Annotated in this window: 23 protein-coding genes and 1 pseudogene; 10 read left to right on the forward strand and 14 right to left on the reverse strand. The window is 64.4% G+C overall.

Going from position 1 to position 24,350, the window contains the following annotated elements:
- Window positions 1-144: 144 nt before the first annotated feature.
- From UP09_RS02620 to UP09_RS02655, 8 genes are all read left to right on the forward strand, one after another.
- Entirely contained in the window at window positions 145-774 is a 630-nt protein-coding gene (locus UP09_RS02620) for a CvpA family protein (RefSeq protein ID WP_044536470.1), read from the forward strand.
- A gap of 40 nt (window positions 775-814) precedes the next feature.
- Complete coding sequence (gene purF / locus UP09_RS02625; RefSeq protein ID WP_156164407.1) at window positions 815-2,371, forward strand: amidophosphoribosyltransferase; 1,557 nt, start codon at window positions 815-817, stop codon at window positions 2,369-2,371.
- Between the two features lie 219 nt (window positions 2,372-2,590).
- Window positions 2,591-3,331, forward strand: a complete 741-nt coding sequence (locus tag UP09_RS02630) for an SDR family NAD(P)-dependent oxidoreductase (protein ID WP_044536471.1) — start codon at window positions 2,591-2,593, stop codon at window positions 3,329-3,331.
- A 207-nt stretch (window positions 3,332-3,538) separates the two neighbouring features.
- Window positions 3,539-4,714 (forward strand): IS481 family transposase, encoded by a 1,176-nt coding sequence (locus UP09_RS02635; RefSeq protein ID WP_044536472.1) that lies wholly within the window; start codon window positions 3,539-3,541, stop codon window positions 4,712-4,714.
- A 134-nt stretch (window positions 4,715-4,848) separates the two neighbouring features.
- Window positions 4,849-5,988: an NHL repeat-containing protein gene (locus UP09_RS02640; RefSeq protein WP_044536473.1), complete on the forward strand. Its 1,140-nt coding sequence runs from the start codon at window positions 4,849-4,851 to the stop codon at window positions 5,986-5,988.
- A 155-nt stretch (window positions 5,989-6,143) separates the two neighbouring features.
- The gene (locus UP09_RS02645) at window positions 6,144-6,968 is read left to right on the forward strand and encodes an outer membrane protein (RefSeq protein ID WP_044536474.1); all 825 of its coding nucleotides are present in this window, start codon (window positions 6,144-6,146) and stop codon (window positions 6,966-6,968) included.
- Between the two features lie 254 nt (window positions 6,969-7,222).
- Window positions 7,223-8,179, forward strand: coding sequence for a helix-turn-helix transcriptional regulator (locus UP09_RS02650; RefSeq protein WP_044536821.1), 957 nt, complete (start codon window positions 7,223-7,225; stop codon window positions 8,177-8,179).
- A gap of 141 nt (window positions 8,180-8,320) precedes the next feature.
- On the forward strand, window positions 8,321-9,556 hold the full coding sequence (locus tag UP09_RS02655) for an ABC transporter substrate-binding protein (RefSeq protein ID WP_044536475.1): 1,236 nt from the start codon (window positions 8,321-8,323) through the stop codon (window positions 9,554-9,556).
- A gap of 163 nt (window positions 9,557-9,719) precedes the next feature.
- On the opposite strand, the gene UP09_RS02660 is transcribed toward UP09_RS02655, so the two are convergent.
- Window positions 9,720-10,313 (reverse strand): TetR/AcrR family transcriptional regulator, encoded by a 594-nt coding sequence (locus UP09_RS02660; RefSeq protein ID WP_044536476.1) that lies wholly within the window; start codon window positions 10,311-10,313, stop codon window positions 9,720-9,722.
- A gap of 74 nt (window positions 10,314-10,387) precedes the next feature.
- Complete coding sequence (locus tag UP09_RS02665) at window positions 10,388-10,993, reverse strand: outer membrane protein (protein ID WP_245301739.1); 606 nt, start codon at window positions 10,991-10,993, stop codon at window positions 10,388-10,390.
- Between the two features lie 319 nt (window positions 10,994-11,312).
- On the opposite strand from UP09_RS02665, the gene UP09_RS02670 reads away from it, so the two are divergent.
- Complete coding sequence (locus UP09_RS02670) at window positions 11,313-11,702, forward strand: YybH family protein (RefSeq protein ID WP_044536477.1); 390 nt, start codon at window positions 11,313-11,315, stop codon at window positions 11,700-11,702.
- Between the two features lie 117 nt (window positions 11,703-11,819).
- Here UP09_RS02670 and UP09_RS02675 read toward each other — a convergent pair whose 3' ends face one another.
- From UP09_RS02675 to UP09_RS02710, 9 genes and pseudogenes are all read right to left on the reverse strand, one after another.
- Window positions 11,820-13,064, reverse strand: coding sequence for a TCR/Tet family MFS transporter (locus UP09_RS02675; RefSeq protein WP_044536478.1), 1,245 nt, complete (start codon window positions 13,062-13,064; stop codon window positions 11,820-11,822).
- Complete coding sequence (der, locus tag UP09_RS02680) at window positions 13,061-14,449, reverse strand: ribosome biogenesis GTPase Der (RefSeq protein WP_044536479.1); 1,389 nt, start codon at window positions 14,447-14,449, stop codon at window positions 13,061-13,063. Before der ends, UP09_RS02675 begins: the two co-directional genes overlap by 4 nt.
- Before the next feature lie 155 nt (window positions 14,450-14,604).
- Entirely contained in the window at window positions 14,605-15,174 is a 570-nt protein-coding gene (locus UP09_RS02685) for a hypothetical protein (RefSeq protein ID WP_044536480.1), read from the reverse strand.
- A 33-nt stretch (window positions 15,175-15,207) separates the two neighbouring features.
- Window positions 15,208-15,861 carry a tetratricopeptide repeat protein gene (locus tag UP09_RS02690; RefSeq protein ID WP_044536481.1) on the reverse strand — a complete coding sequence of 218 codons (654 nt, stop codon included), beginning with the start codon at window positions 15,859-15,861 and terminating at the stop codon, window positions 15,208-15,210.
- 154 nt (window positions 15,862-16,015) lie between these two features.
- On the reverse strand, window positions 16,016-17,614 hold the full coding sequence (locus UP09_RS02695) for a class I adenylate-forming enzyme family protein (protein ID WP_044536482.1): 1,599 nt from the start codon (window positions 17,612-17,614) through the stop codon (window positions 16,016-16,018).
- Window positions 17,615-17,647: 33 nt separating this feature from the next.
- Window positions 17,648-17,797: pseudogene (locus tag UP09_RS36720) on the reverse strand (3-methyl-2-oxobutanoate hydroxymethyltransferase); the annotation flags it as partial.
- 15 nt (window positions 17,798-17,812) lie between these two features.
- Complete coding sequence (locus UP09_RS02700; RefSeq protein ID WP_044536483.1) at window positions 17,813-18,397, reverse strand: NnrU family protein; 585 nt, start codon at window positions 18,395-18,397, stop codon at window positions 17,813-17,815.
- 81 nt (window positions 18,398-18,478) lie between these two features.
- A complete protein-coding gene (locus UP09_RS02705; protein ID WP_044536823.1) occupies window positions 18,479-19,087 on the reverse strand; it encodes a UCP034077 family protein in 609 nt (202 codons plus the stop codon).
- A 234-nt stretch (window positions 19,088-19,321) separates the two neighbouring features.
- Window positions 19,322-20,941, reverse strand: coding sequence for a peptide chain release factor 3 (locus UP09_RS02710; protein WP_044536484.1), 1,620 nt, complete (start codon window positions 20,939-20,941; stop codon window positions 19,322-19,324).
- 155 nt (window positions 20,942-21,096) lie between these two features.
- Between UP09_RS02710 and sugE the strand changes: the two genes are divergently transcribed.
- Window positions 21,097-21,411 (forward strand): quaternary ammonium compound efflux SMR transporter SugE, encoded by a 315-nt coding sequence (sugE, locus tag UP09_RS02715; RefSeq protein ID WP_044536485.1) that lies wholly within the window; start codon window positions 21,097-21,099, stop codon window positions 21,409-21,411.
- A 62-nt stretch (window positions 21,412-21,473) separates the two neighbouring features.
- On the opposite strand, the gene UP09_RS02720 is transcribed toward sugE, so the two are convergent.
- The 3 genes from UP09_RS02720 to UP09_RS02730 form a co-directional block, all read right to left on the reverse strand.
- Window positions 21,474-22,478 carry an inorganic phosphate transporter gene (locus UP09_RS02720; RefSeq protein WP_044536486.1) on the reverse strand — a complete coding sequence of 335 codons (1,005 nt, stop codon included), beginning with the start codon at window positions 22,476-22,478 and terminating at the stop codon, window positions 21,474-21,476.
- Between the two features lie 103 nt (window positions 22,479-22,581).
- Window positions 22,582-23,226 (reverse strand): DUF47 domain-containing protein, encoded by a 645-nt coding sequence (locus UP09_RS02725; protein ID WP_044536487.1) that lies wholly within the window; start codon window positions 23,224-23,226, stop codon window positions 22,582-22,584.
- A 154-nt stretch (window positions 23,227-23,380) separates the two neighbouring features.
- Window positions 23,381-24,349 carry a branched-chain amino acid ABC transporter permease gene (locus UP09_RS02730; protein ID WP_044536488.1) on the reverse strand — a complete coding sequence of 323 codons (969 nt, stop codon included), beginning with the start codon at window positions 24,347-24,349 and terminating at the stop codon, window positions 23,381-23,383.
- Window position 24,350 lies beyond the last annotated feature (1 nt).

Here is a 24,350-nt window from a genome sequence, read left to right on the forward strand (position 1 = left end):
GGGAAAGGTTGCCGACCGGCCTTGCCGGATGGGCCCGATCCCCCTCAGTTAGGACGGCACCGAGTTTGCCGATTCGCGAGTGCTTTTAGACAGCGTGCTCAGAAAACAGCGTACCCAGAACGTACCAGCGGACCTGACCAGCCGATGCCGATAACGATACTTGATCTCGTCCTGCTCGGGGTGATGCTGATCTCGGGCCTGCTTGCCATGGTGCGCGGCTTCATGCGCGAGATCCTGTCGATCGCGGCCTGGGGCGCCGCGGCGCTGGTCACGCTGTATGCTTTCTCGAAGCTGCTGCCGACTGCCAAGACTTACTTCAATAACGACACGATCGCGGCGGCGGTCGTGGTGGCCGGCGTCTTCATCGGCACGCTGATCGTTGTCTCCATCATCACGGTGCGGATCTCCGACATGATCCTGGATTCCCGGATCGGCGCGCTCGACCGCACCCTGGGCTTCCTGTTCGGCCTCGCCCGCGGCCTGCTGATCGTGGTCGTGGCGTTCATGTTCTTCACCTGGCTGGTTCCGGACAAGCAGCGGCCCGACTGGGTCACGGGTGCGAAGTCCCGGGTGGTGCTGCAGGGAACCGGGGATTGGCTGATGGCGCTCTTGCCTGACGACCCCGAGAACACCATCTTAAAGAAATTCAAAAAGAATAAGCCAGATGATGATTCTGCTGATACCGATCAGGCGGCGCCTGCGTCGGGCGACGGCTATACCAAACCTGCCCGCGACAGCCTTAAAAAGCTGATCGAGAAACCCGCGGGCCAGTGACTTTGGGTCTGGACCAACTCCGGGGCCCTAACGAGAGGCGATGAACGAGATGCAAACCAGTTCAGATCACGCCGACCAACAGGACCTCGACCTCGGCCCGATCGAATTGCGGGATGATCTCCGACACCGCGACCTGAACCCTGACCTGGACCTCGATCTGGATGACGACACGCTCCGCGAGGAATGCGGCGTGTTCGGCATCTTCGACCATTCCGAAGCTGCCGCGATCACGGCGCTCGGCCTGCACGCCCTTCAGCACCGCGGCCAGGAAGCCGCCGGTATCGTCTCCTTCGATGGCAGCCGCTTCCACTCCGAGCGCCGCCTCGGCCTGGTCGGCGACACCTTCTCCCGCCGCGAGGTGATCGAGCGCCTGCCCGGCACTGCCGCGGTCGGCCATGTCCGCTACTCCACGACCGGCGCGACCATCCTGCGCAACGTGCAGCCGCTGTTCGCCGAGCTCAATGCCGGCGGTTTCGCGGTCGGCCATAACGGCAACCTCTCCAACGGCCTGACCTTGCGCCGCGAGCTCGTCAAGGGCGGCGCGATGATGCAGTCGACCTCCGACACCGAGGTGATCCTGCATCTGGTGGCGCAGTCCAAGCGCTCCCGTTTCATCGACCGCTTCATCGAGGCGCTGCGCGCGATCGAAGGCGCCTATGCGCTGGTGGCGCTGACCAACAAGAAGCTGGTCGGCGCGCGCGATCCGCTCGGCATCCGGCCCTTGGTGCTCGGCGATCTCGACGGCCGCCCGATCCTGACCTCGGAGACCTGCGCGCTCGACATGATCGGCGCCAAGTATGTCCGGGACATCGAGCCCGGCGAGATCATCGTGTTCGACGAGACCGGCGCGCACAGCCACAAGCCGTTCCCGCCAATGCCGCCGCGGCCCTGCATTTTCGAATACATCTATTTCTCGCGGCCGGATTCCATCGTCGGCGGCCGCGCGGTCTATGACGTGCGGAAAGCCTTCGGCGCGCAGCTCGCGCGCGAGAGCCATCCCGAGGTCGATGTCGTGGTGCCGGTGCCGGATTCCGGCGTGCCCGCCGCGGTCGGCTACAGCCAGTTCTCCGGCGTGCCGTTCGAGCTCGGCATCATCAGAAATCACTATGTCGGCCGGACCTTCATCCAGCCGACCCAGAGCGTGCGCGAGCTCGGCGTGCGGATGAAGCATTCGGCCAACCGCGCCGCGATCGAAGGCAAGCGGATCATCCTGATCGACGACTCACTGGTGCGCGGCACCACGTCGATGAAGATCGTGCGCATGATGCGCGACGCCGGCGCCCGCGAGGTGCACTTCCGTCTCGCCTCGCCGCCGATCCTCTATCCCGACTATTACGGCATCGACCTGCCCGACCGCGGCGGCCTCTTGGCCGCGACGCATACGGTCGAGGAGATGCGCGAGATCATCGGCGCGGATTCACTCGCCTTCCTGTCGATCGACGGCATGTACCGCGCGATGGGCTATCCCGGCCGCGATCCGGCGAATCCGAAATTCGCCGACCATTGCTTCACCGGCGCCTACCCGACCCACCTCACCGACCAGAGCGAGAGCGAACCGCAGCCGCGGCAATTGTCGCTGCTGGCGGAGGCAAGCTGAGGCGAAGCGTCATCCCGGGGCGCGCGAAGCGCGAACCTCAGATGCGCAATTGCGCATCGGGGGATCTCGAAGTTGTTTTACCCTCGAGTCCCAAATCTCGAGATTCCGGGTCTGGCCCTGCGGGCCATCCCGGAATGACGGTGCCTTTCTGTCATGGCCGGGCTTGTCCCGGCCATGTCTGTCTGTAATACCCCGCCACAAAGACGCGGACAGACAATCATGACAAAACCCCTCGCCTCCCGTATCGCCCTCGTGACCGGCGCCTCGCGCGGCATCGGCTATGCCACTGCCGTCGCGCTCGCCAGGGCCGGCGCGCATGTCGTGGCGGTGGCGCGCACGCAGGGCGGGCTGGAAGAGCTCGACGACGAGATCCGCAAGGACGGCGGCAGCGCCACGCTGGTGCCGCTTACCCTCACCGACTACGACGGCATCGCCCGGCTCGGCCTGGCGCTGCATGAGCGCCACGGCAAGCTCGACATCCTCGTCGGCAATGCCGGTGTTGCCGGCCCTTCCTCGCCGCTCGGCCATATCGAATTGAAGCCGTGGAACGACGTGTTCGCGGTCAACGTCACCGCGAACTTCCAGCTGATCCGCTGCATGGATCCTCTGCTGCGGCAGTCCGATTCCGGCCGCGCAGTGTTCGTCACCTCGGGTGCCGCCCACAAGGCCAATGCCTATCAGGGCCCCTACGCCGCCTCGAAGGCCGCGCTGGACGCGCTGGTGCGCTCCTGGGCCAACGAGACCGCCAACACCAAGCTGCGCGTCAATCTGTTCAGCCCCGGCCCGATCCGCACCAGGATGCGCGCCACGGTGTTTCCCGGCGAAGACCCGATGACGCTCGACACGCCCGATCAAGCCGCCGAATTCATCCTGCCGATGTGTTCGCCCGAATGGACCGAGACCGGCAAGCTCTACGATTACAAGGCGCGCACGCTGAAGAGTTTTCAGCCGCCGGCGTAAGGCATCACGGGCGAGCCACGCCCTCGCTTGTCATCCCCGCGAATGCGGGGATCCAGTATTCCAGAGGCGATTGCGATTGAATCGAGAAGCCGCGGCATACTGGATCGCCCGGTCGAGTGTTTAGCCCGGACAGATCACTGACGGGTGTTCGGAGACATAGCTGACACATCAACATTGGCTGGATTGGTCCGATTCGGGAGGCCGTCCATGCCGTGGAGTGAGGTGTCAGTAATGGATCAGCGCCATGAGTTCGTGCGGCTGGCTTTGCAGGAAGGCGCCAACCGGCGCGAGCTGTGCCGACGGTTCAACATCAGCCCTGACGTCGGCTACAAATGGCTGCGGCGCTGGCAGGCTGGCGATCGGGAGCTGGCCGATCGTTCCCGGCGCCCTCATGTGATGCCCAAGCGTAGTGAGGCTGTGGTCGAGACGCAGGTTCTGACCGTGCGCGACAAGCATCCGGCCTGGGGCGCGCGCAAGATCGCCCACTGCCTGAAGCGGGATGGCCAGACGGTGCCTGTGCCATCGACGGTGCACCGGATCCTGTGCCGGAACGGCCGGGTCAAACCGAGCGAGAACGCGCCGCCAAATCCAGGGCACCGCTTCGAGAAGGAAGCTCCCAATCTGCTGTGGCAGATGGACTTCAAAGGCCACATGCCGCTCGCCAACGGGACACGGTGCCATCCGCTAACGATCGTCGACGATCACTCGCGCTATGTCCTATGCCTGAAGGCCTGCGCTGACGAGCAGCGTATCACCGTGCAGGATCACCTGACGACGACGTTCCGCTGCTATGGTTTGCCGGAGGCCTTCTACACCGACAACGGCTCACCCTGGGGCGATACGTCCGGCATTCGCTGGACCGGATTGAAGGTGTGGCTGCTCAAGCTTGGTGTCAGGGTGGTGCATGCCAGGCCATGTCACCCACAGGCCCGCGGCAAGAACGAACGCTTCCATCGCACTCTGAAGGCTGAAGTCTTTGCGATGCGTCGCTTCCGCACTCTCCCGGAAGTCCAACGCGCCTTAGATGCTTGGCGGCCGGTCTATAATCTGGAGCGTCCTCACCAGGGCCTCGATATGCACGTTCCCGCCGATCGCTTCCGACCGAGTGCCCGTGCCATGCCGGCCCGCGTCCCGAACGTCGAGTACGACAGCGGCGAGATCGTACGCAGGGTCTCGTCGACAAGACCCTACATCTCCTTCAAGGGACGCTTCTGGAAAGTTCCCCAGGCCTTTGCACGCGAACGGCTTGCCATCAGGCCGCTGGATCGTGACGGCCATTACGGCATCTTCTTCGCCAGCTGGCAGGTCGCATCAATCGACTTGACCAACAACCAACCTGTCAGTGATGTGTCCGAACAGGTGTCAGCCATGTCTCCGGACTAAACATCGAGCCGGGCGATGACACCATTTTTTACGCCTCCACTTTGCGTTCCACACAATTGACTCGACCCCCGCCCCACGATTGACTGCCCCTCCCCAGCGGGACAACCGCCAAGAAAAATGACGGGAGACACCCAATGACGCCGACATTCAATCGTGCGCGCTCCACTCTGTCCGGATTGATTTTCTCCGCCTGCGTCGCATCGGCAGCCTTGCTTGGCGCGCACGCGCCGGCACAAGCCGGCGAAATTCCGACCTTCGCCGTCGACCCGTCATGGCCGAAACCGCTGCCGAACAACTGGATCCTCGGCCAGGTCGGCGGCATCACGGTGGATTGGCAGGGCCATATCTGGATGATCCATCGGCCGCGCTCGCTGACCGATGACGAGAAAGGTGCAGCGCTCAATCCGCCGCGCTCGAAATGCTGCATCTCGGCACCGCCGGTGCTCGAATTCGATGTCGACGGCAATCTGTTGCGCGCCTGGGGCGGCCCGGGCGATGGTTATGAATGGGTCGGTCGCGAGCATGGCATCGAGGTCGACGAGCGCGGCTTCGTCTGGATCGGCGGCAACGCCGACAACGACAACGCGATCCTGAAGTTCACGCTCGACGGCAAGTTCGTCTCGCAGATCGGCACCATCGCGCCGAGCAAGGGCTCCAGCGACACCACCCAGCTCGGCAAGCCCGCCGAGACCGCCGTCGACAAGGAGGCGAATGAAATCTACGTCGCCGACGGCTACGGCAATCACCGCGTCATCGTGTTCGACGCCACCACCGGCGCCTACAAACGCCACTGGGGCGCCTATGGCAACAGGCCCAGTGACGACAAGCAGCCGCCCTACGATCCCAAGGCGCCCGTGTCGCAGCAATTCGGCAATCCCGTGCACTGCGTGAAGATTGCCAATGACGGGCTGGTCTATGTCTGCGATCGCATCAACGACCGCATCCAGGTGTTCAAAAAGGACGGCAGCTTCGTGAAGGAGTTCTTCTACGAGAAGAACACGCTCGGCAACGGCGCGGTCTGGGACCTCGCGCTGTGGCCCGATCCGAAGCAGACCTATCTCTTAAGCGCCGACGGTGAGAACAACGAGATCCGCATCATCAGACGCGACGACGGCACCGTGGTCGGCAGCTTTGGCCGCAACGGGCGCAACGCCGGGCAATTCCACTGGGTGCACGCGATGGCGGTCGACGCCAAGGGCAACGTCTACACCGCCGAAGTCGACACCGGAAAGCGCATCCAGAAGTTCACGCTGACGTCGGATGCGCTGCGATAAGGCCGGTCGCACTCAGCCGGCGGCGTCTCCCATCGGCAACAGCGCCACTCAATCGATCGGCGGTGGCGCCCAGTCCAAGGCGGGTGACGCCCAGTCCAAGCCGATTTTCTGCAAAACTCTAAAACTACAGTCCAGATTCTTGCGAGGGCTGTACCATGAGACTTGTTGTTGCGGCGTTGGCTGCAGTGCTTGGCGCCACCTCGGCCCTGGCGGCCGACCTTCCTGCGCCCGTCTACACGAAAGCGCCCGCTTACGTTGATCCCGGCTACAACTGGACCGGCTTCTATGTCGGCGGCAACATCGGTTACAGCTGGGGCCGGTCGAGCGACACCTCGAGCCTGAGCAATGGCGTCGGAACGGTGCTGTTCACGAGCGGCGGCAGCTCCAACCTGGATGGCGTCGTCGGCGGCGGACAGATCGGCTACAATTGGCAGATGCAGAACTGGGTGTGGGGCCTCGAGGCCGACATCCAGGGCACCGACGAGAAGGGCAGCCGCGGATTTACCTGCGGCGTCTCGGTCTGCACGCCCCCGTTGGGCGGCTTCCTCGCGCTGGTCCTCCCAGGCCCGGCCGTTCCCGTGACATTGAATCAAAAAATCGACTGGTTCGGAACGGTTCGCGGCCGCGTCGGCGTTCTGGCGACACCGAGGCTCCTGCTCTACGTCACCGGTGGTCTCGCCTATGGCGAAGTCGCATCAAACGGCACGATCGGCGCTGCGCTGACGCCGTTCTCCGCGACCGACACCAAGGCCGGCTACACGGTCGGTGTCGGCATCGAAGGCGCGATCGGCGGCAACTGGACGGCCAAGCTCGAATATCTCTATGTCGACCTCGGCCGGGTCTCCGGCACGTTCGCGACCACGATTCCAGCGCTCGGCGGCGGCACGCTTTCCAGCAACTATAGTTCGCGCATCACCGACAATGTTCTGCGGGTCGGCTTGAACTACAAGTTCAGCGGACCGGTGGTCGCGAAGTACTGATGTGTCCGTCAGCTGCAGCGTGATCGCGCGGCGGCTTTCCTTCCGCTGACGTCATCACGACAGCGGCAGAACGCATCCTGCGCAGCGCGTTTGCAATCGCGCCGTGCAAGCGCGCTCGTCTTCATTTTCGCTTCGCATTAAATTTTGGAAAGCTCGCTGTCCGCCGTTCGCTATTCGAACCGCACTCTGCAACCATGCGACAAATCCGCGCTGGATGACCAGTGACCGGATTGGAGAGCATGTCGGACGACGAAATGAAAACACTCCGTGTCACCACCGAAGCCTTCCAGGGAGCCGACGGCATCGACGCCTTTCGCGAGATCTTCGGCCGCGAGATTCTCGGTATCGAAATCGATCCGCTCGACGGCCATCCGCTCGACATCAATCTGACGCTGCGATCGCTGCCGGGCGTGGCGATGGCGGCGGGCACGCTGTCGCCGATGCGCAACCGGCACACTTCGGCGCTGCTCGACAATGATGACGTCGTGCTCGTGGTGATGCAAAACGGCGTCGGCGAAGTGAGCCAGTACGGCCGGGTTGCGACGGTCAACGAGGGCGAAGCTGTCCTCACCGCCAACGGCGCCGAAGCCACCTTCATTGGCCGGACCGCGACGCGCGTCATCAATCTGCGTCTGAGCCGGAGCCTGCTGTCGTCCCACGTCGCCGAGATCGACGATCTGGTGGCGCGGCCGATCCCCCGCGACAATCGCGTGCTGCAGTTTCTGGCGGGCTACGCGACCATGCTCAACGATCAGGCGGCGCTGGCGACGCCTGATCTCCGCAACATGGTCGCATCGCACCTGCATGATATGGCGGCACTGCTGCTTGGCGGCAGTGGCGGCCGCGGCGCACACGAACAGGGGCTGCGGGCGGTGCGGCTGCGGGCGATCAAGGAACATATTCGCGCGCGGATCGGCCACCATGACCTCACGCTTGCCAATGTCGCGCGAAGCCAGCAGATCTCGGAGAGCTATCTCCGTCAGCTGCTTGCAGACGGCGGCACGACCTTCACCGATTTCGTGCTGGCCGGACGATTGGCCCGCGCCCACCGCATGCTGATCGATCCCGGTCATGCGGACCGCAGCATCAGCGCCGTGGCCTTCGAGGCGGGGTTCGGCGATCTCTCCTATTTCAACCGCACCTTCCGCCGCCGCTACGGCGCCACCCCGACCGACGTTCGGATGGGCGCGCCGCGCGCCGACGGCGAATAGGCCTCGGCTCCGGGCCGCCGGTGCGGCTTTTGGCGGATTGCCGCTGGATCAAAGACAGGGTAAGCGGGAACCCGATCGACCGGTACCAAGGCTTCATCCCAAGAGAGCCGTCCGGACCTTTGACAGTGGAGGGAATTTCCCATGACGACGACGCTCGCGCGGCGCTACGCCGTGCTTCTCGCTTGCGCTGGCCTTAGCCTTGCAACCCCTGCGTTTGCCCAAGACAAGCAGGACAAGAACGTCAAGATCGGTGTGCTGAACGACATGTCGGGCCTCTATGCCGACATCGGCGGCCCGAACTCGGTGGCCGCAGCCAACATGGCGGTGGAGGACTCCGGCCTGCTCGCCAAGGGCTGGAAGATCGAGGTGGTGAGCGGCGATCACCAGAACAAGCCCGACGTCGGCGTCAACATCGCCCGCCAGTGGATCGACAATGAGAAGGTCGACCTGATCACCGATACGCCGAACTCCGGCGTTGCCCTGGCGGTGAGCAACCTCGCCAAGGAGAAGAATTCGATCGTGCTCAACTCGGGCGCCGCGACCGCCGACCTCACCGGCAAGGCCTGCAACGCCAACACGATCTCCTACACTTTCGACACCTACATGCTCGCCAACGGCACCGGCAAAGCGCTGACCAAGGCCGGCGGCGACAGCTGGTTCTTCCTCACCGCCGACTACGCCTTCGGCCATGCGCTGGAGCGCGACACCTCGGCGGTCGTCACCGCAAATGGCGGCAAGGTGCTCGGCGGCGTCAAGCATCCGCTCAACACCGCGGACTTCTCCTCATTCCTGCTGCAGGCGCAGGCCTCGAAGGCCAAGATCATCGGCCTTGCCAATGCCGGCGGCGACACCACCAACTCGATCAAGCAGGCCTCCGAATTCGGCGTCACCGCGGGCGGCCAGAAGCTCGCCGCGCTCCTGCTGTTCATCAACGACGTGCATGCGCTCGGTCTGAAGATCGCGCAGGGCCTCACCTTCACGGAATCGTTCTACTGGGACATGAACGACCAGACCCGCGCCTGGTCCAAGCGATTCCAGAAAGTCTCGCCGAAGGGCAGCATGCCCTCGATGACGGTCGCCGGCGTCTATGCCGGCGTCCTGCATTATCTGAAGGCGCTGGAGGCGATGGGCGGCAATCCGCACGACGGCGCCAAGGTCGTCGTCAAGATGAAGGAGATTCCGACCGACGATCCCTTGTTCGGCAAGGGACCGTTGCGGATCGACGGCCGCCGCATCATTCCGGCCTATCTGTTCGAGGTGAAGAAGCCGGAAGAGTCCAAATATCCCTGGGACTACTACAAGCTGATTGCCACGATCGCGCCGGACGATGCAGCCAAGCCGCTGGAAGCCAGCGAATGCCCGCTGGTGAAGAAGTGACCGCGTAGCAGTCATTCCGGGGCGCGCGAAGCGCGAACCCGGAATCTCGAGATTCCCCGATGCGCAATTGCGCATCTGAGGTCTGGTGCTGCGCACCATCCTGGAATGACGCTTCAAAAGACGCGATGCCGGTGGGCAAAGGCGCGCTTGCGCTTTGCCCACCCTACGAAACCATGCCGCCGACCTTGTCGCCCTGCCCGATCGCCGTCCACTGGCTGTCGTCGAACAAGCGTTCGAACAGACGATCGCGCTCTGCATCCTCCAGCGGAGACAGGCCGAACATCGAGCTCAGCAACAGTCCCCTCGCCGCCGCCCAGCGCAACAGCGCAAGTTCGGGATCGCAGGCTTCGGCCTTGATGGCCGCAATCTTTTCGGCATCGGCTTCGCGCGGCAACGCCATCAATTCGGGATTCTCGTTCATCGCCGCGAGCAGGGCGAACGCCCCCGTCCGCGGCGTTTTGATCGCCTCCTGCATGGTGACGAGCTGCGCCGCGAGTTCGGGTTGCGCCGTGCGATCGCGCGCCTTCGCGTGAGCCCGGATCGAGAACGCCTCGAAATAGGCCATCTGCTGCTCAAGCAGCGCCTTCAGCACCGCTTCCTTGGTCCGGAATTGATGCATGAGACCGCCCTTGCTGAGGCCGCATTCGCGCGCGATCGCGTCCAGCGTCAGGCGGCCCGGACCATCGCGCGACACGATGGTGATTGCAGCCTCGAGCGCGGCATTGCGGGATCGTTCCGAGCGAGAAGGATTGTCCATGGGGTACTCAACGCGGACGCCACCGGGGCGATGAAGAACCGGAGCGGCGCCCCGGTCCTTCATCAGCCCAAAGATCAACGAAACAGATCGAAATGGTAGTTCACGCCGACGCGGACGGTGTGGAATTTGGCTGCGTTCCAGTCCGGCAGATTGTCGTGCTTCAGATCGACATAGAGATATTCGAGCTTGGCCGACCATTGCGGCGAAAAGGCCCACTCGGCACCGCTGCCCGCGGTCCAGCCCATCTTCATCTTGTTGATCGGCCCATCCTTCAATTCGCCGGACGCCAGGCCCGCGGTTCCGTACAGCAACAGGCGCGAGTCCAGCAGTGCTACGCCCGCGCGGGCCCGGCCGGTCATCAACCAGGGCACGCTCACGGCGGCGCTGTTGACCGCGTCGTGGTTTGAGAGACCGGTGCCGACCAGATCATTTTCGATGCCGACCACGAACATCGGCGAGACCTGGTAATTGTAGCCAACCTGCAGACCTCCCAGCGCGCCGCGAACCTTGCCGGCATCCACGCCCAGGACATTGCTGAAAGCGCCGTCGCCGCTGGAGCCTGCGCCGACATTGAATCCGCCATAGAGGCCGGTCCAGGAAAACACCGGCTGCGCCGAGGTATAGGACGGCGCCGCGTAACGCGGCGAAAGATCCGCGGCGGGCGCTCTGCCGGAAGCCAAAATCGCCGCCAGGGCGGCTGCGTAGATCGTGGTGTTCGTCGCGGCTTTGCTTATCGTGGTCCCTACCCTCGTGCGGCGGCTTGGGTGAGCCACACCTCTCCAGCCCATATCGGCTGCTTCAACCTATACAAACCAACCAGATGGTTTGTAAATAGGAAAGTTGAATGGCCGCAAGCTGCACAGGGACGCGCGGTCCCGGCTCCTCAAGGGACCGACGCCGCCACCTGCCCCGCAGAATAAATCTGCGTCGCGTGTCGGATCGACGCCATCGCGCGCGTCCTCGGAGCAGACATCAGCCAACACCAGAGCGAGACCCACGATGCAGCAGGACCTTGCGGCCGAGAGTCAGATCAGAACGCTGATCGAGGCATGGGCGGATGCCGTTCGGCGCCAGGATCTCTCCGCCATCCTCGCCCACCACGACCCTGATATTGTGATGTTCGACGTTCCGCCGCCGTTCCAGTCACGCGGGCTGGATGAGTACAAGGCGACGTGGGATCTGTATTTCGGATGTAATAAACCTTCGGACGCCTTCGATATCGACGACATCGCGATCACGGCCGGCAATGACGTCGCCTTCGCTGTCGCGGTGTTGCGCTGTGGCCCTCCAGACAGCGAGTTCCAGTTCAGGCTGACCATCGGATTGCGCAAGATCGACGGCGACTGGCGCATCACGCACGAGCACCATTCGGTGCCGGCGACGGAATAGGCAGATTACGCTGCCCTACGCGTCGAGGCCGTCATTGCGAGCGAAGCGAAGCAATCCATAGAACCACAAACGTGGCGCCATGGATTGCTTCGTCGCTAGCGCTCCTCGCAATGACGATCACGTCTTCTGTGACGTCGCGCGCCACGCGATCGCCAGCGCGAGCAGCAGCAACGCCCCCGCCAGATAGAACGGCGCGCCGGGCAACCTCACGGGTGCGCTGTCGCCGATGAACCAGGCGAAGGTCAGCGTGAACAGGAACGGGCCGATCAGCTCCGAGACGCTTTGCACGCTGGCGGTGGCGCCCTGCAGCTGGCCCTGCTGATCCGCTGCCACGAGCTGCGTTGTCAGCGCCTGGGTCGCCGCGCCCGAGAGGCCCCACAGCGCCATCACGGGAATGCCGATCCAGAACAGATGGCCTGATGGCGCCGCGCCGAAGATCAGGAAGCCGGCCGCGCCGCAGACCAGGCCGAGGAACAGCGCCTTGCGCTCGCCGAAGCGCTTGACGATCGGGCCGATCGCCACGCCCTGCACGATCATCGCGCAAAGGCCGACCAGCGCCAACGTCCCGCCGACCGCGGCGGTGGTCCAGCCATAGCGGTAGGTGGCATAGAGCACGAAGACCGAGGGCAGCACGACATGGGCGAGCTGGGCGAAGAAAGTCGCCAGCGAGAGGCCGGCGAGCGTCCGGTTCGAGCGCAACAGATGCAGCGCGCCGATCGGATTGGCGCTCTTCCACTTGAACGGCGAGCGGCGCTCCCGCGGCAGTGATTCCGGCAGGATCAACAGGCCATAGAGACCGTTGGCGAAGCTCAGGCCACCGGCGACCCAGAACGGCAACCGGGGATCGATCTCGCCGAGCAGCCCGCCGAGCGCCGGTCCGAGGATGAAGCCCGCGCCGAAGGCGACGCCGACCTTGCCGAACATCGCGGCGCGCTGCTCCGGCGCGGTGACGTCGGCGACATAGGCGAACGCGGTCGAGATGCTCGCCGAGGTGATGCCCGAGATCATCCGCCCGATGAACAGCCAGCCCAGCGTCGGCGCCAATGCCATCACGACATAGTCGGCGGCGAGGCCGAAATTCGACAGCAGCACAACAGGCCGGCGGCCGAAGCGGTCCGACAGCGCGCCCAGGACCGGCGAGAAGACGAACTGCATCAGCGCCCAGATCGTGCCGAACAGGCCGAAGACGCGCGCCGCATTGGCGGTGTCGTTGTCGACGAAACCCTCGATCAGTTTCGGTAGGATCGGGATGATGATGCCGAGCGCCAGCATATCGAGCAGCAGCGTGACGAAGATGAAAATCACGGCGCCGCCGCGCGCCTGCGGCACGGCCGCGGCGTCGACTTCCGCCTCTCCGCTCATGACGGCCGTTTGCGCTTGTGGGCGAACGGATTGGCCTTCTCACGCAGCGTGATCCTGATCGGCGTGCCCGGCAGATCGAAGGCCTCGCGCATCGAATTGGTGAGATAGCGCAGATAGGATTGCGGGACGGCGTCGGCGCGCGAGCAGAACAGCACAAAGCTCGGCGGCCTCGCCTTGTTCTGGGTGATGTAGTTCAGCTTCAGCCGGCGGCCCGAAACCGCGGGCGGCGGACTGGCCTGGACCGCCTCCTCGAACCAGCGATTGAGCGCCGCGGTCGGCACGCGCTTGTTCCAGACCGCGTAAGCCTCCTGGATCGCCGTCATCAGCCGGTCGATGCCCTCGCCCATCAGGCCGGACACCGCGACGACAGGCGCGCCCTTGACCTGCGGCAGCCAGTGGTCGACGTCGGTGCGCAGCGCGGAAACCAGACTGCCCTTGCGCTCCATCAAATCCCATTTATTGGCCGCGAGGACGATCGCGCGGCCCTCGCGCTCGATCAGATCGGCGATGCGCAGATCCTGCTCCTCGAACTTGTTCTGCGAGTCCATCATCATCACGACCACCTCGGCGAACCGCACCGCGCGCAGCGCGTCGGCGACCGAGAGCTTTTCCAGCTTCTCCTCGATGCGCGACCGGCGGCGCAGGCCGGCGGTATCGAACACGCGGAACTGGCGGCCCTTCCAGACGATCTCGACCGCGATGGAATCGCGCGTGGTACCGGCCTCGGGGCTGGTCAGCAGCCGTTCCTCGCCGAGCAGATGGTTGATCAGCGTCGACTTGCCGGCATTGGGCCGCCCGACGATGGCGACACGGATCGGGCGCTGCGCGATCTCCTCGTCCGTCCAATCCTCGACGCCCTCGATCTCCTCTTCCTCGTCCTCCTCGACCGGCTCCGGCATCAACGCAGCGAGCGCATCGCGGAGATCGACTAGGCCCTCGCCATGTTCGGCGGAGATCTGGACGGGATCGCCAAGACCCAGTGCGTAAGACTCCATGGCGCCGATCTCGCCATGTCTGCCTTCGGCCTTGTTGGCGACCAGCACCACCGGCTTGTTGGCGCGGCGGGCGAAGTCGGCAAAGGTGCGGTCGTTCGGTGTCAGGCCTTGGCGGGCGTCGATCACGAACATCAGCGCGTCGGCGAGTTCGATCGCGATCTCGGTCTGCTCCTGCATCCGCGCCGTCAGCGAGCCCTTGGCGCCCTCGTCGAGGCCGGCGGTATCGATGATGGTGAATTCGAGATCATAGAGCTGCGCCTGGCCCTCGCGGCGGTCGCGGGTCACGCCGGGCTCGTCATCGACCAGCGCGAGCTTCTGCCCGACCAGCCGGTTGAACAGCGTCGATTTGCCGACATTGGGCCGGCCGATAATGGCAATGGTGAAAGACATGGATCATCCAGGCGCTGCGTCGGCAGCGCGCGTCAAACGAATTGAAACAGAATCCTAGAGCATGATCCGGAAAAGTGTGAAGCGGTTTTCCGAAAAGATCATGCTCAAACAAGGAGCTAAAGCGCGAAGACGATTCAACCTGATATCATCGCGCTTTAGCGGTTAAACGTACCGCTCGGCACTGGCGCAGGAAACGCCGCGCCGGATTGTTGCGTGGTCTGTGCTGGTGCGGCGGGCTGCTGCGCCTGGTCGTCGGCGGGCGGAGCGGTGGTGCGGCGGCGCACGATCTTTTTCTTCTGCTTCGGCTCCGGCGGCAGGGCAGCGGGAGCGCCCTCCTCGGATGGCGCCGCATCGGGAGCGGCGGCCTGATCCGCGGCCGGTGCGGTGGCCGCAGTCGCCGGGGCCGGCTTGCCCTTGCCGCGCTTCTTGGCCGATTGCGGCGGCTCGGGCGGCGGCGTTGCCGGAGCTGCTGCCGCGGCGTTCTGCCGGTCGAGCTGCTCCTGCTGCGAGCCCTTGTACAGATCCTTCGGTACGCCCTGCTCGAGGCCCGGCACGCCGTCGGGGAACACCGGCTTGCGGTCGCCGGCCAGCTTCTTCTTGGTGTCGAGGAAGTCGAGCAGATCGGAGGGATCGAAATTGGCCATGCCGCCACCACCACAGCCCGCCAGCGCGCTGCAAAGCGAGACGAGGATAGCGGCTGCGATCAGGCGTTGCGAGCGGCGCATGGTCGATCTCTCACTCAACTCGGGTTTCGCCGACTAGCTCTTGGCGACCGGCGGCAACAAGGCCTGCAGCGCCTCGGCGCGCGAGCGCAGGCTCGGCGGCGTGTCGCCGTCATTGGCAATCTGGTCGAGCCACTGCCGCGTGGCAGTGGCATCGTTGGCGTGCCAGGCCGACAGCGCCAGCATTTCACGCGCGGTGTGGCGGAAGGTCGAGCCCTGCGCAGTGGCCGGCTCGAGCCGCTGCAGCATGTTCGGATAGGTCGTGGTATCGATCACGAGCTGGGCTGCGCGGATCCGCGCCAGATCCTGCTCGGCGACACCGACGCTGCGGTCGGCTGCGATGTCGTCATATGCCTTCGCCGCGGCCTGCGGGTCGCGCGTTGCGATCTCGGCGGCCGCACGCAGCCGGGCCAGAATGCGATAGCCGGATGGCGCCTTGGCGGCGAGATCGGCAAAGGCGGCCTCAGCCTCGGCATGCTTGTTCTGTTCGGACAATTCGGACGCGCGGTCGAACGCCGCACCGGCCTCGGCGGCCTTCTTGCCCTCGACATACTGGTAGCCGCGCCAGCCACCGACGCCCGCGACGACCAGGATCGCCAGGGCGATGATCAAAAGCGAGTATTTGTCCCACAGCTTCTTGAGCTGATCGCGACGGACATCCTCGTCGACTTCATCAAATAATTCAGACACTTAAGGCTATCCCATCCCCACAGGGCCGACGCTATCGGCCGGGCCCGGCACGCACCCGATCCCCACATCGCGGCGGCGTTACCCTAACGATATGGCGGTGGCAAGGCAAAGCGAGGCGGATCAAAGCGTTAACGGGGAGAACCTGCCGCCGCGCTCACGCGCCCGCCGCAGCGAGGGTGTCCCGCAGCTGCCGCTTGATCACCTTGCCGTTGGCGTTGCGCGGCAGCGGGTCCGTCGTCAGCGCCATCGTCTCCGGCACCTTGTAGTCCGACAGCCGCTCGGCGCACCAGGCGCGTAAGCCCTCCGCATTCACCTCGGACCGCGTCACGATCACCGCATGCACCCGCTCGCCGAGCACCGGGCACGGCTTTGCGATGATCGCGCTCTCGATCACGGCGGGATGGCCTGCAAGCACCGACTCGACCTCGGCCGAGTAGATCTTCAGCCCGCCGCGGTTGATCATGTCCTTCTGGCGGTCGAGCACGCGGACGAAATTCTGCGCATCGACCGAGCCGAGATCGCCGGAATGCCAGAAGCCGGCCGTGAAGCTTTCCGCTGATGCCTTCGGGTTGTTCCAGTAGCCCTTGATGACCGAGGCGCTGCGGATCCAGAGTTCGCCGATCTCGCCGTGCGGCACCTCGCGGCCATCAGCTCCCATCACGATGATCTCGGCGCCCGGACACGGCAGGCCGACGCTGTCGATATGGGCTGATGTCAACTCGCCCGGCATGATGGTCGAGGGCGACGTGGTCTCGGTCGCGCCGTAGCAGTTGGCAAGCTTGAGCCCGGGAATCTTGGCATCGAGCTTCTCGATGGTCGCGACCGGCATCGGCGCGCCGCCGAAGCCGCCGATCCGCCAGCTCGACAAATCATAGCTGTCGAAATCCGGCTGCAACAGGCAGAGATTGTACATCGCCGGCACCATCACCGTGTAGGTCACGCGCTCGCATGCGGCGACCTTCAGATATTCCGCCGCCTTGAACTCGGGCATGACGATCAGCGCGCCGGCGCAAGCAACCATGGTCGTGATGTTGGCAACCGCGCCGGTGACATGGGCGAGCGGCACCGCGGCGATCGAGCGATCCGACGTCGTCAGCTTCAGGCAGGACACGAACACCATTGACGAATGGATGATGTTGCAATGGGCGAGCATCGCGCCCTTCGGCCGGCCGGTCGTGCCTGACGTGTAGAGGATCATCGCGGTGTCCTCCTCCCTCACCTCCGCAGGCGCCGACGCGGGGGCATTGTCGAGCAATCCGGCGAACTGCGAGGCAGCATCATCACTGACGGAGATGCGATGCTTCAGCTCGGGAATGTCGACAACATATGGCAGGCGGTCGGCAAGCGACGTCTCGTGGACCAGCAGCTTCGCGCCGCAATCGGCCAGCACATAGGCGATCTCGGGCTTCTGCTGGCGTGTCGACAGCAGCACCGTCACCAGCCCGGCATGCGCGGCGGCGAACATCGTCAGCACGAATTCGATGCGGTTGCCGAGCAGGATTGCGACGCGGTCGCCGCGCGCGAGCCCGAGCTTGTCGAAGCCCGCTGCAACCTTGGACGATTGCCGCGCGACCTCGCGCCAGGTCATCCTGATGTCACCGCAGACGAGCGCCTCGCCGTCGCCATTCTGCGCGACGGCTTGCGCGATCATCGCCCACAGGCTCCCCGGCCGCTCCACGAAAGCCGGTACGACGCGGTCGCCAAAGCGCGGCTCGAGCCGCATCGGCGGAAGCGAATGTTGCGACCAGTCCATCCTTGCTCCGTCCCTGCCCCGCCCCTTGCCCCGTCAGCTCTTCTTCATGTCGTAGACGTGCTCCGGCCCCGGAAAGGCGCGGCTCTTCACGTCGCGCGCATAGCCTGCGATCGCGTCCTCGATCGCCGGCCCGAGATTGCCGTAACGCCGTACGAATTTCGGTGCCCGCGGCGACCGGCCGAGGATTGAACGGACAATTCAGGCTCCCATCACGGGCACGCCGATCACGACCGGATGGAACGCAAACGCCAGCGCCAGATAGGCGATGACACCGACCGCGATCGCAATCAGGTCGTTGGTCGGGCCGCCCACCGGGATCGGCGGCGCGCCGGCATCGGCGCGGCGCTTCAGCGAGATCCGGTCATAGACCGCCCAGCCGAGGAACGAGCCGAACAGGATGATCGAGCCGAGATCGCCGTTGGCGAGCAGATGCGCCACCGCCCACAGCTTGACGCCAGCCAGCATCGGATGCTTCAGCGTGGTGTAGATGCGGCCGCGGATATAGGACGCGACGACGAGGATGACGGCCGGCAGCATCAGCGCCACCGTGATGTGCTTCATCGCGGTCGGCGGCGTCCAGACGTCGATCCAGCCGGTGGCGCGGTAGTCCGCAAAGCCCCAGACGATCAGCGCGAGCCCTGCAACCGACACCAGCGAATAAACGATCTTGTAGCCGCCCTCGCCCATCGCACGCACGAAGCTCGCGCGCAGCGCGCGCTTTGTGGTGAGCACGTGGACGCCGAGGAACAGCACGAGGCCCAGGATCATGACCAGCAGTCCCACGATATTCCTCCCCAGATGTCGTTGCTGTCTTCGCGTACCACCTTCAGGCGACGGAGCGCAATGCGCTCGCTCGCGTTCCAGTCACGGCTTTTCAGCTTGCTTGGCGAGCTTGCGATTGTCGACATAGCGGATCATGATCGGGCGGCCGGCGATCGCGCCGCCGAGGCCGCCGGTGAATTTCAGTGGCAGGCAGGCGTCGAGCGAGGCATTGATCGCGTTCAGATAGGTCGTGCGCGTGTCCGCCGGCACGCCTGAGGTGGCGAACGTCATCCGGGGCGCGCCGATCATCTCGCCGGACCGCTTGAAGCTGAAGCGCACCGATATCTGCATGCCCTCACGTGCGCTGTCGGCCGGCGGCGGCGACCAGCAGGTGCGCAGCGCGGCGAAGAGATCGCCGATGGTATCGAGGTCATGATCCGGTTTCTGGTACTTCGCGGTCTGGTCCTCCGGCGGCACGGTCAGGATCGTGAGCTGCAGATTTTCGCCGTACGGATAATCGATCTCGGGGATGCAGGGCCCGTGATTGAACACGCTGCAATAGGACGGCACGCAGGGCTCGTTATCGAGCACGCTGCACGGCGTGTGCGCAAACGGCACCGGATTGTTCTGGCGCTGCCGCGCGTCGGCGCCAGCCAAGAGGCCGACGGCCAGCAGGGCAAAGGCGAGGTAGATGGCAAGGCGTCGAAGCATGGAAGCGAACCCGGAATGCGCGTCCGTGAAGATGGTACCGCAGCCAGACCGCATCAAGCGCGATCGCGTTCACTTCCTCGCGCTTGTTCCCGAGATGCCTCCGCAACCTCCGCTGTCATCGCCCGGCCCCGACCGGGCGACCCAGTATTCCAGAGACAGTGGTGATTGAACGATAGGCCGCGGCCTACTGGGTCCCCCGGTCAAGCCGGGGGACGACACCGAGTGCGCGGCGCCTCACGCCTTCTTCTTCACGTCCTTGACGTTGGAGAAGATAATGCCCTCGGCCCGCTCCTTTGTGTAGCCGAGATAGAACTCGTTCTTCGCCATGAACACAGGATCGCCGTCGACATCGTCGGCGATGCCGGAATTGTTGGCGCCGATGAATGCCTCGAGCTTCTTCTTGTCGTCGGAGGAGACCCAGCGCGCGAGCTGGAATTCCGAGACTTCGAACTCGACCGGCAACGAATATTCGGCGTCGAGCCGCGCCTTGAGCACGTCGAGCTGCAGCGGACCGACCACGCCGACCAGCGCCGGCGCGCCGTCGCGCGGGCGGAACACCTGCACGACGCCCTCTTCCGACATCTGCTGCAGGGCTTCCTTCAGCTTCTTGGCCTTCATCGCATCCGTCAGCCGGACGCGGCGGACGATTTCGGGGGCAAAGCTCGGCACACCGACGAAGGTGAGATCCTCGCCCTCGGTCAGGGTGTCGCCGATCCGCAGCGTGCCGTGATTGGGAATGCCGACGACGTCGCCGGCAAAGGCCTCGTCCGCCACCGAGCGGTCCTGGGCGAAGAAAAATTGCGGGCTCGACAGGCTCATGTTCTTGCCGGTGCGCACCAGCTTTGCCTTCATGCCGCGAACAAGCTTGCCCGAGCACAGCCGCGCAAACGCGATGCGGTCGCGGTGGTTCGGATCCATGTTGGCCTGGATCTTGAAGACGAAGGCGCTCATCCGCGGCTCCGCCGCCTCGACCTTGCGCAGATCGGATTCCTGCGCGCGCGGCGGCGGCGCGAACTTGCCGAGGCCCTCAAGCAGATCGCCGACGCCGAAATTGCGCAGCGCGCTGCCGAAATAGACCGGCGTCAGATGGCCCTCGCGAAACGCGTCGAGCTCGAACGGCTTGCAGGCCTCCGAGGCCAGCGCGAGTTCTTCCCTCACCTCGGCGACGTCGAGATTGGGGTTGCGCTGGGCGAGATCGGCGATATCGATCTGCTCGGTAGCGCCGGTCTTGGCGCCGCCACCTTCGAGCAGCCGCACGCCACCGCTGATGACGTCATAGGTGCCGAGGAAGTCGCGGCCGCGGCCGACCGGCCAGGTCATCGGCGTGGTGTCGAGCGCCAGCGTCTTCTCGATCTCGTCCAGCAGATCGAACGTGTCGCGGCTCTCGCGGTCCATCTTGTTGATAAAGGTGATGATCGGGATATCCCGGAGACGACACACCTCGAACAGTTTTCGCGTGCGTGCCTCGATGCCCTTGGCGGCGTCGATCACCATGACCGCGGAATCGACCGCCGTCAGCGTGCGATAGGTGTCTTCCGAAAAGTCCTCGTGGCCCGGCGTGTCCAACAGGTTGAACACGAGGTCGTTGAACTCGAAGGTCATCACCGAGGTGACGACCGAGATGCCGCGCTCGCGCTCGATCTTCATCCAGTCCGAACGGGTGTTGCGCCGTTCGCCCTTGGCCTTGACCTGGCCGGCGAGATTGATCGCGCCGCCGAACAGCAGCAGCTTCTCGGTCAGCGTCGTTTTGCCGGCGTCGGGATGCGAAATGATCGCAAAGGTGCGGCGCCGCGCCACTTCTTCGGCAAGCGGCGAACGGGGCGGCGATTCGGCTGTCACAGCGGTATCGGACATAATGGGCAGCGTTTGGCAGGGAAAACGGGCGCAATCAAGGGCGTTTTGTCGCAAGGCGGAATGGCCAGGCAACCCCCATATAAGTATGGGAAGGACGACCTTCCATTCATGACATCATCCGCGGGGACGACCCTGCTCTATCGGGAGGGGTCGTCATGGCGTGGGCCATCTTGTTCGTCGCGGGTCTGCTCGAGATCGGCTGGGCCATCGGGCTGAAATATACCGAAGGGTTCTCGCGACTGGTGCCGTCGGCGCTGACCTTGGCGGCGATGGCCGGAAGCGTCATCCTGCTCGGCGTCGCGCTCAAGACCTTGCCGATTGGAACTGCCTACGCGGTCTGGACCGGGATCGGCGCGGTCGGCACCGCGGCGCTTGGCATCATCCTGTTCGGCGAACCGGCCACCGCGATGCGGCTTGCCAGCATCGGCCTGATCGTCGCTGGGATCGCCGGGCTGAAACTGGTCGGCTGATCTTTAGTTGGACGCGTTTTCTTAACGCGAACCGGCCTCCACTTCGCTCGAAAACGCTATGATCAGCGCAGGATCCGGACGACCCAATAGGTCAGCGCGGCGACCGCAGCGGACGCTGGGATTGTGATCACCCAGGCATAGACGATCGAGCTCGCCACGTTCCAGCGCACAGCCGACAGCCGCCGTGCCGCACCGACGCCGACGATGGCGCCGGTGATGGTGTGGGTGGTGGAGACGGGAACCCCGAGAAAGGTCGCGATGAACAGGGTCGCGGCGCCGCCGGTCTCGGCGCAGAAGCCCTGCATCGGCGTCAGTTTTGTAATGCGCAGCCCCATGGTGCGGACAATGCGCCAGCCGCCCATCAAGGTGCCGAGCGCCATCGCGCTCTGGCAGGCCAGCACCACCCAAAACGGGATATAAAAGGTACCGCCGATATGGCCCTGCGAATAGAGCAGCACGGCGATGATGCCCATTGTCTTCTGCGCGTCGTTGCCGCCATGGCCGAGCGAATAGAGCGAGGCGGAGGCGAATTGCAGGATGCGGAAGGCGCGGTCGACCGCGAATGGCGTCGAGCGCACCGACAGCCATGACACGATCGCGACCAGCACCAGCGCCAGCAGGAACCCTACCACCGGCGACAAAACGATCGCGAGCAGCGTCAAGGTGAGCCCGCTCCACACCGCCGCTGAAATCCCCGCCTTCGCCATGCCGGCCCCGACCAGTCCGCCGATCAGCGCGTGCGAACTCGACGAGGGGATGCCGAGCGCCCAGGTGATCAGATTCCAGACGATCGCGCCGACCAGTGCCGCGAAGATCACGGCCGAGTCCACGACCGCGGGGTCGATGATCCCGGTGCCGATGGTGTTGGCGACGTGCGTTCCGAACACCGCGAAGGCGACGAAATTGAAGAACGCGGCCCAGAACACCGCATATTGCGGCCGCAGCACCCGAGTCGAGACGATGGTCGCAATCGAGTTCGCGGCGTCGTGCAGGCCGTTCAGGAAATCGAACAGCAGCGCGACCGCGATCAGGATGACCAGGACCGGAAGACCCAGCGTGGCGTCCAATTGATGGCCCTGCCCTATTTTGCTTTTTCGAGCATGATCTCCGCGCAAACGCGTTCCGCGTTTGTCGCGAGGGAAAACCGCTGCACACTTTTCCGGATCATGCTCAGACCTGTTCAATCACGATGGAATTGATTTCGTTGGCGACGTCGTCGAAGCGGTCGGCCACCTTCTCGAGGTGATCGTAGATCTCAGCGCCGACGATGAAATCCATCGTGTTGGCGTCGCGGTGCTTCAGGAACAATTCCTTGAGCCCGATATCGTGGAGATCGTCGACCCGGCCCTCGAGTTTGGTCAGTTCCTCGGTGATCTGGGTCAGCACCGTGACGTTCTGGCCGATCGACTGCATCAGCGGCAGCGCGCGGACGACCAGATTGGCGCATTCGACGATCAGGCTGCCCATCTCGCGCATCGGCGGTTCGAACGTACGCACCTCGAACAGCACGACCGCCTTCGCGCTCTGCTGCATCTGGTCGACGGCGTCGTCCATCGCAGTGATCAGGTTCTTGATGTCGATGCGGTCGAACGGCGTGATGAAGGTGCGGCGGACCGCGGTCAAAACCTCGCGGGTGATGTTGTCGGCGTCGTTCTCGAACTGGTTGACGCGCTGGCAATACACCGGCGTCTCCTCGCCACCCTTCAGCATCCCCTGCAGCGCCAGCGAACACTGCAAAGCGGTCTGGGCGTGCCGGGCGAACAGGTCGAAAAACCGCTCTTCTTTGGGCAGAAAGGAGCGAAACCAGCGCAGCATGGGGGTTAGTTCCATTGTTCCGGGACGGTCGTCCAGCGCCGTCACAGAACTGTCATAGAACATTTCGGGAGGGAAGCATCCCACGCCGCCCGTCGGAACGAGCGGCATCCACCGCTTTGTCAGTCCCTCAATGACCTGCCGGCCGGGCCCTGCCCTACAGCGACCGCCGGAAGAAATGTGCGATCTCGCCGATGATGCCACGGCGGAAGGTCAGCACGCAGACCACGAAGACCGCGCCCTGGATCACCGTCACCCATTGCCCGAGACCGGACAGGTATTGTTGCATGGCGACAATGATGAAAGCGCCAACCACCGGGCCAAACACGGTGCCGAGCCCGCCGACCAGCGTCATCAGCACGATTTGCCCGGACATCGCCACTTCAACGTCTGTCAACGATGCATTTTGCGCGACGAATACCTTCAGCGAGCCGGCCAATCCCGCCAGCGTTCCCGATAGGATATAGGCGAGCAGCTTGTACTGATCGGTCTTGTAGCCGAGCGAGACCGCGCGCGGTTCATTCTCCCGGATCGATTTGAGGACTTCGCCAAACGGCGAGTTGATGGTCCGGTAGATCAGGAGGAAGCCGCCGAGGAAACCCGCCAGCACGACGTAGTAGAGCACCGTCGGCTTGGAGAGGTCGAAGACGCCGAACAGACGGCCCTGCGGGATGCCCTGGATGCCGTCTTCGCCGTGGGTGAAGGGCGCCTGCAGGTAGATGAAGTACAGCAGTTGCGACAGCGCCAGCGTGATCATCGCAAAGTAGATGCCCTGGCGGCGAATGGCGACCAGCCCGGTGATGACGCCAAGTGCTGCGGCGGCCGCCGCACCGGCCAATATTCCAAGCTCGGGCGAAAGACCCCAGACTTTCAGGGCGTGCGCCGTGACATAGCCGGCGGTACCGAGAAACATGGCATGGCCGAACGACAACAATCCGCCGTAGCCGATCAGGAGATTGAAGGCGCAGGCGAGCAGCGCAAAGCACAGCGCCTGCATGACGAAGAACGGGTAGATGCCGGTCAACGGCACGATCGCGAGCATCGCGGTCATGACGCCAAACGCGATCATCTCGTCATGGACGGCGCGCGAGGTCGCCGGAATTGAATCGTCAGTCATCGCCGTCATG

It is taken from the genome of Bradyrhizobium sp. LTSP885 (assembly GCF_000938305.1).
GTDB lineage: Bacteria > Pseudomonadota > Alphaproteobacteria > Rhizobiales > Xanthobacteraceae > Bradyrhizobium.